At 52.8% G+C, this 6,730-nt stretch carries 3 protein-coding genes; 2 read left to right on the forward strand and 1 reads right to left on the reverse strand.

What is annotated here, in order from left to right; genetic code table 11:
- Positions 1 to 7: 7 nt before the first annotated feature.
- Positions 8 to 1,075 (reverse strand): 2Fe-2S iron-sulfur cluster-binding protein, encoded by a 1,068-nt coding sequence (locus ACO2Q8_RS21845; protein ID WP_423346989.1) that lies wholly within the window; start codon positions 1,073 to 1,075, stop codon positions 8 to 10.
- 242 nt (positions 1,076 to 1,317) lie between these two features.
- Between ACO2Q8_RS21845 and ACO2Q8_RS21850 the strand changes: the two genes are divergently transcribed.
- Together ACO2Q8_RS21850 and ACO2Q8_RS21855 are read left to right on the forward strand one after the other, a co-directional pair.
- The gene (locus tag ACO2Q8_RS21850) at positions 1,318 to 2,445 is read left to right on the forward strand and encodes a glycosyltransferase family 4 protein (protein ID WP_423346990.1); all 1,128 of its coding nucleotides are present in this window, start codon (positions 1,318 to 1,320) and stop codon (positions 2,443 to 2,445) included.
- Positions 2,446 to 2,920: 475 nt separating this feature from the next.
- On the forward strand, positions 2,921 to 6,730 hold a 3,810-nt coding region (locus ACO2Q8_RS21855), incomplete at its 3' end, for a putative Ig domain-containing protein (protein WP_423346991.1).

Below are 6,730 nucleotides of genomic sequence, written 5' to 3' on the forward strand. Positions count from 1 at the left end.
TCACGCTTTATTCAATTTCAATGACCACATCCGGGGTTAGCGGGTGCGCGACGCAGGTCAGAATGTAACCGGCCTGGAGTTCGGATTCGGCCAAACCGTCTTCTTCATCCAGATGCACTTTGCCCGACAGGCAACGACCCATGCAGGCCGTACACATCCCGGCCTGGCAGGAATACGGCAGGTCGATGTCTAGTTCGAGGGCGGCTTCCAGAATCGTCTGGTGTGGTTCGACCGTAACTTTGTATTCACTGCCTTCGTAGAGAATGGTTACTTCCGGGTGCAGCGAGGCCGTTACGGGCGCTTCTTCCACGACTTCGCCGTGGCTTTCGTGGGGCGCGGTAGCAAAGCTTTCCTTATGAACCCGTTCGGTGGGCACGTTGAGGAGCTTGAGCGCACCGCGCGCTTCGTCCATCAGTCCTTCGGGGCCGCAGATGTAAAAGTCGGTTTGCCGGAGGGCTTCCACCGGCAGTTCTTCCAGCAGTTTCAGAATGGCCGATTGATTTAGTCGACCGTGCAGCCCGCTCCAGTCGGCTTCGGGCTGGCTCAGCAGGTGCGTAACCCGAAAGCGCCCCCCAGCTTTTTCATTCAGTTCAGCGAGTTCTTTCTCGAAAATGATCGACGTTCGGTTCCGGTTTCCGTACAGCAGCCAGACGGTTGTTTGCGGCTCAACGTGCAGCAGCGACTTCGCCATCGAAATCAGGGGCGTAATGCCGCTTCCGGCCCCGATCAAAATCACCCGACGCCGGTTTTGCGGGTCCAGTTTCGGAACAAACGTACCGAGCGGTTCGAGCGTTTCGAACACATCACCGGGCTTGGTATTGTCGCAGAGGTAATTGGACACCACACCGCCCGGTAACCGCTTGATGGTGACGGCCAGCGAAATATCGGTATGGGGTGAACTGGACATGGAATACGACCGGCGGATTTTCTGTCCTTCGTGCGGTAAAATAAACGTCAGGTACTGGCCGGGCTGATACCGGACCTCTTCATTGAGTGGGTGCCAAAAGTGAATCGTAACGGCGTCCGGCGTTTGCCGAACTACTTCTTTTACTTTCAGGAAATAACGAGTTGCCATAAGTCAATGTCGCCGGAGCGACGCCTAATTCTTCGTGTATTCGGCGGTACGGTGGCCGCATTGGCACCGGTTTTAAGAACCGCAAAACCAACGGGTTCGCAATATACTATTCAATTGCCAATCGGTTGGAGTAACAATTTGTCGGCGCTTCGAGTTTGCCGCTATCGTAGCCAAATTTCTGATTTTGTTAGCATTTTGTGGTTATTTCGGCGCATATTCGCGGACCAAGCGGTTTTCGAGACATGAAAAAAATACTATTTTTCACCCCCTATGGTTCGTTTACGGGTTCAGAGGTCGTGCTGTGGACCTACCTGCAAAACTTCGACCGGCAAAAACTCCGGGCGGCTTTGTACAGTGAGCAGCAAGGCCCACTGACGGCCCAGTTACCCGCCGACATTCCGCTGTTTACCTCGCCGTTCAATCGTAGTTTTGCCCGAAAGATCGTCTCGAAGGTCACGCACGCGATGGGGATCAAGGTTTATGAAAACAACATCCGAAGGGTGCAGGAACAGGTAAAAGCTGATTACTGGTACCTGAATACCGTCCTGATGTTTCCACTCTCGTCGCTGGCCGAACGGCTGGGCGTGAAGGTGATTTCGCAGATTCACGAACTCCATTCGTCGTTTGAGTCGATTTCGTACGGGGAGATGCAGCACGCGATGAATTATTCGGATCTGGTGATTGGGGTCACGCAGCAAATCTGCGATCTGGCGACAGTGATGGGCGCGAAGCGGACGGCCTTGCTCTACCCAGTGGTGGATTTGAGCCGTAAGCAGGTTTCGGAACAGCAGGTGCAGGAGCTTCGTCGGAAACTCGGAATCGCGCCGGGCGCTTTCGTCTGGACGATGGTCGGGACACGGATTTACCGGAAAGGAGTCGATCTGTTTCCATTCATTGCGCAGGCGATGGCCGATCAGCCGTGTCATTTTATCTGGATGGGCAACTCTAAACCAACAGGCCTGAATTACCTGGTCGATAGTCAGATTAAAGCGCTGAACCTGCCTAATGTGAGCTTCGTGGATGTGCAGACGGACGATTATTACAACTATCTGCAACTTTCCGACGGGCTGCTCATGACTTCCCGCGAAGAACCGTTTGGGAAAATCATGACCGAAGCGGCTTCCCTCGGCAAACCACTCGTAGCGCCGAACGCGGGTGGGGCCAAAGAATTTATTATTCCGGGCATGGGCGAACTGGTGGCCTACCCCGCCCCGGACCAGTTCCGGACGGCCATGCTGCGGGTGATGCAAAATCCAATGTCTTATAATCCGGTTTTGTTAACCGAAAAAAGCCAGCAGTTCGATGCTGAACGCCAGGTAAAGTTGTGGGAAAAGACTATTCTTCAGTTAAAAAACACAACCGTTAGCTAACATTTAGGAATATTTTTGGGCTGAATAATAATTTTGGAAGCCTGCCGCACAATTTTTAGCAATATTCTACGATACACAGTTAGGAAGACGCTGATAAGCTGTTTGATAAATGGCGTTTAGGCGGTTTTGCATTTATAACTCAATCGACCTCCCATCGATTCATTCGTGCATTTTTAACCCGCACGCTCTGGGAGATATCCTGCTTTCATTCCAGCGAATCATACATTGGAATGATTTTTGTCCTTCTTAGTTTTCGTAATCGAATTACAGTCGACTTAATAGTCTGACTGCTAATCAAATCTTGTGATTCGGTCACTCGTACGGAGTACTTTCTCCGTCTGAATCAATTAATCGGAACCAGCCTGGAACAGCTATGAACAGGAGTACCACGAGGAAGGCTGCGGCCTGCTCCCCGCCCTGGAATACCTATGACCAGAGTAACCAGATAGACAAAGTAAACTTAGCCCAAGCACTGATGATCAGACAATTATTCGTAACGTTAGTCAGCTTCTTTCTCTCTCTGGGCCTGACCCATGCACATACCCCGGCATTAGGTACTTCCGGATACTCTGCCAATAACCTGATTTCTAACAGAACATCCGCACCCACTATTTCTGAACGCCAGCGTTATCTGGCCATCGTCGTCTTTAACTACGAAACTGATCCACAAATCGATGATGAACGGATCGAAAACGCGGGTCGCATGGGTTGCAATGCTGCCGAAATCTCGGTACACTGGGATCAGGTTTATCCAACCCGCAACAGTGCGCCCAACTGGCGGGTTGTTGATTCTCACGTGAATACGGCTCTGCGCATGGGGATGAAAGTAGCCATCCGGATCCAATTAGCCCGGGAGCCCAAATGGATCAACGGCTTCTGGACGGAGAACGAAACCATGCAGGCAGGAGATAACTCCCGGATGTTTTTTGGCGGAGCCGCTCAGTTTAGTTTTGCGCACCAGCCCACCCTTGAATTAGCCAAAGACTTTGTTCGTCAAGTGGTGCAGCATTACCAGTACCTGCAAAACCAGGACCATTTGCTGTTTATGTCGGTGACAGCCACGCCGATACAGGAGGCCGAATATTCACCGCGGAACAGCCGGGGTGACAGCTCATATCCCATTCCATTCGATTACAGTGATCCCATGCGGCAGGGCTTTCGGCAGTGGTTGCAGGGGCGGTTTTCGCTGGATGCTCTCAACCGGCGCTGGGGCAGTGACTTTAGTAATTGGGAGTCGGTGGTTCCGCCACCATACAACCAATCGGACCCGTATGTTTCTTTTAGCCGGGGCCGTTGGGGCGAAGACTGGTACGTTTTTCGGCACCTCATGCTAAAGCGGTTTATCGATGAAACTAATCGCACGATTAAAGAAGTAAACGGATCGATTCAGGTTGTTAATCAACATGGGTGCGTATGGGATCGGCAAAGCGGTCTGCGTGGTACATTTGCCTTCCGGAATCTGGCCCAAAATGCTGATGGAGTTAAAATCAATGATGGCCCGGATTATAACCATCGGTTTTCGATGGACGTGGTGCGCAGCAACGTACGGAATGGAGCCTGGGTTTGTAACGAAGTAGACGGGCTGTTTCACCGGACTGTATCGGTGCAGCGGTTTTATGAACAAGTGGCCGAAAGCTTCGAACACGGTGCCCGGCTGGTAACCCTGGCCAACTTTGGAGGATGGGATGCGCGGGGAACCCTGAATCAGCTCATTCAGAAGGTGGTTGGTCAGGGACTGCTCACACAGCCCGTTACGCAGGTCGAGGTGGGCAGCAGTACTTCCTACCGCCTGTCGTCGATGGTTCGCGACGACGTTGCCGATCCGTCAGGGCGGGCTAGTGATCAGTGGTCGAAAGCCTACAACCAGAACGGCCGTCGACCAGTAAACATCACCATTAATGAAGACTGGCTGGAAGATAATGCCAACCAGGACCCCCGGGTCCGGCAGCCGATTCCGAATCAGACCGCCTATGTCGAACGACCGTTTGAGTATACCATTCCGCCGTCTACTTTTGAAGATCCCGACGGTTCGATCACGAAAGTGGAAGTGACTTCTGGTTTACCGGCCCTAGGCCTTTCAGTCAATGGCATCACTATTTCCGGTACACCCAATACGACCGGGACAATCACGGTGACCGTTCGGGCCGTTGACAACAAAAATTCACCGGTAACGACGCAGTTTCAGATTAACGTCCAAGGGCCAAATGCTAACCAGGCCCCCATCGTCGCCAAACCCATCGAAGACCGTTCGGCCGTATTGAACCAGAATTACTCATTTCGCATACCTGATGAAACATTTAAAGACCCGGATGGCCGCATCGCCAAAGTTGAGGTCATGGACCTGCCGCCTGGGTTGAGCTACAATATTGAAACGGTCACGATCAGCGGTAAACCGTCCAATGAAGGCGTTTTTAATATCAACCTGAAAGCAACGGACGACAAGGGAACCAGCGTTACAACCAACTTTAAATTATCGGTTACCAAGCAGGAAGAAGTTAACAAGCCACCGGTGGTCAGCAAAACTATCCCGGCCCAGACTGCCACCGTCGGACAAAGCTTCAGTTACACGATTCCCAACGAAACATTTTCCGATCCGGACGGGCAAATTGCGGGACTGGAAGTATCGGGTCTGACGAGCGGTTTAGGCTACGATTCCGACAGCCGTACGGTTCGTGGGACTCCGAACATCGCCGGTATTATCACCGTTCGGGTAAAAGCCATTGATAACAAAGGGGCCAGCGTTACCACAGAGTTCCGGCTCACGATCAACAGTTCGAACTCAACCCAAGAACTGGCTATTCTGGAACCTACCGTCGATTGCGGGACTGGAGAGATTCGGTTTCGGACCAGCGGGGGCGATGGGACTAAAATTGAGTTTCGGGCCGTCGGAATTGTCGAAGACTGGACCACCAACGCTACCTTTACCATTCCGGCCTGGCTGCGCAACGGGGTCACCTTCGATATTCAGGCCCGGCAAAGTGGCAAGGAAATCAAATTTACCTACACAACGCCTTGCAAAAATTACGAGCCGCCGATTGTCGCCAAACCCATGAGCGACTACACGTATCCGATTGGACAGTTCTTTATTCTGCGCATTCCGGCGGAAACATTCCAGGCATCGACTTCCCTCGAAGTAGCGGTTAGTACGTTGCCCGCCGGTCTGGCGTACGATAAAGTCACGAAAGCCATTTCAGGTACGCCGACCAAAGCCGGATCAACCGAAATCACGGTTACCGCTACCGATGAACGGGGGGCTAAAGTCGAAGACAAATTTGTGATGACCATTCAGGGAGCAAACACTCCGCTGACCATGGTCGCCCCCACGTTGAATTGCCAGACACGTCAGTTGACAATCCGGACCGAAGGCGGGAACGGAAGCGCGCTGACGTATTCCATTGCGGGCCTTTTCGAGTGGAGTAGTAATCCGACGTTTACGCTCAGTGTCGATAAACTGAACGGAGCTGAACTCAGGTTGCTGGCTCGTCAGGGTGATCAGGAAGTGAGTTATACATACACGACTACCTGTTCAGCGCCTGGTTCTTCCACCCTGGCCGACCAGACCATTTACGTAGGATTGGCCTATTCATACACCTTGCCCGATCCCGGACCAGGGATTACTTATACCGTTGCCGGTTTGCCTGATGGACTGGCCTACAACGCTGGAAACCGTGCAATTGCGGGAACACCAAGCAAAGCCGGAACAACGACACTTAGCATTAAAGGTGTTGATGACAAGGGGAATATCGTCGGAACGCTGACGTTTAAACTAATCGTAATCGAAAAACAGGACAATCCGGTTACAGGGAATTATGAAGGGTATCTGGACCTGGTGAATTGCACAGTGATTGCGGGTTGGGTTTGGGACCGTGACCGTCCGAACGTACCGCTGACGGTGGAGTTTCTGGTGGGCAGCAGTCTGGAAACCGCTCGGCTGGTGGGCAGCACCAGCGCCGGTATTTACCGGCAGGACCTGCAGGCCGCGGGCAAGGGCAATGGCAGCCACGGGTATCAGTGGATGACCGCCGAGGAGTTGAAGAACAACCAGACCTACTCGCTGTGGGGTCGGGTGCAGGGCACGAGTTACCTGCTCAAAGGCTCGCCGAAGAGCTTGAACTGTAGTGGCACGACAACGCCGACGAATCCAACCAACCCGACCAATCCAACGAATCAGGCCCCGGTGGCTCCGGGAGTGACCAGCTTTTCGGCGGTGGTGAATGTGCGTTTCGAGCAGGTCTTGCCGGTGTTCACAGATCCGGAGGGGGGGCGGTTGACGTATGCGTTGAGC

Source organism: Larkinella sp. VNQ87 (genome assembly GCF_049445795.1).
GTDB lineage: Bacteria > Bacteroidota > Bacteroidia > Cytophagales > Spirosomataceae > Larkinella.

What these genes read in the sequence shown, in the direction of transcription:
- ACO2Q8_RS21845 (WP_423346989.1), bottom strand. Translation starts at nt 1,075, where the DNA reads ATGGCAACTCGTTATTTCCTGAAAGTAAAAGAAGTAGTTCGGCAAACG.
- ACO2Q8_RS21850 (WP_423346990.1), top strand. Translation starts at nt 1,318, where the DNA reads ATGAAAAAAATACTATTTTTCACCCCCTATGGTTCGTTTACGGGTTCA.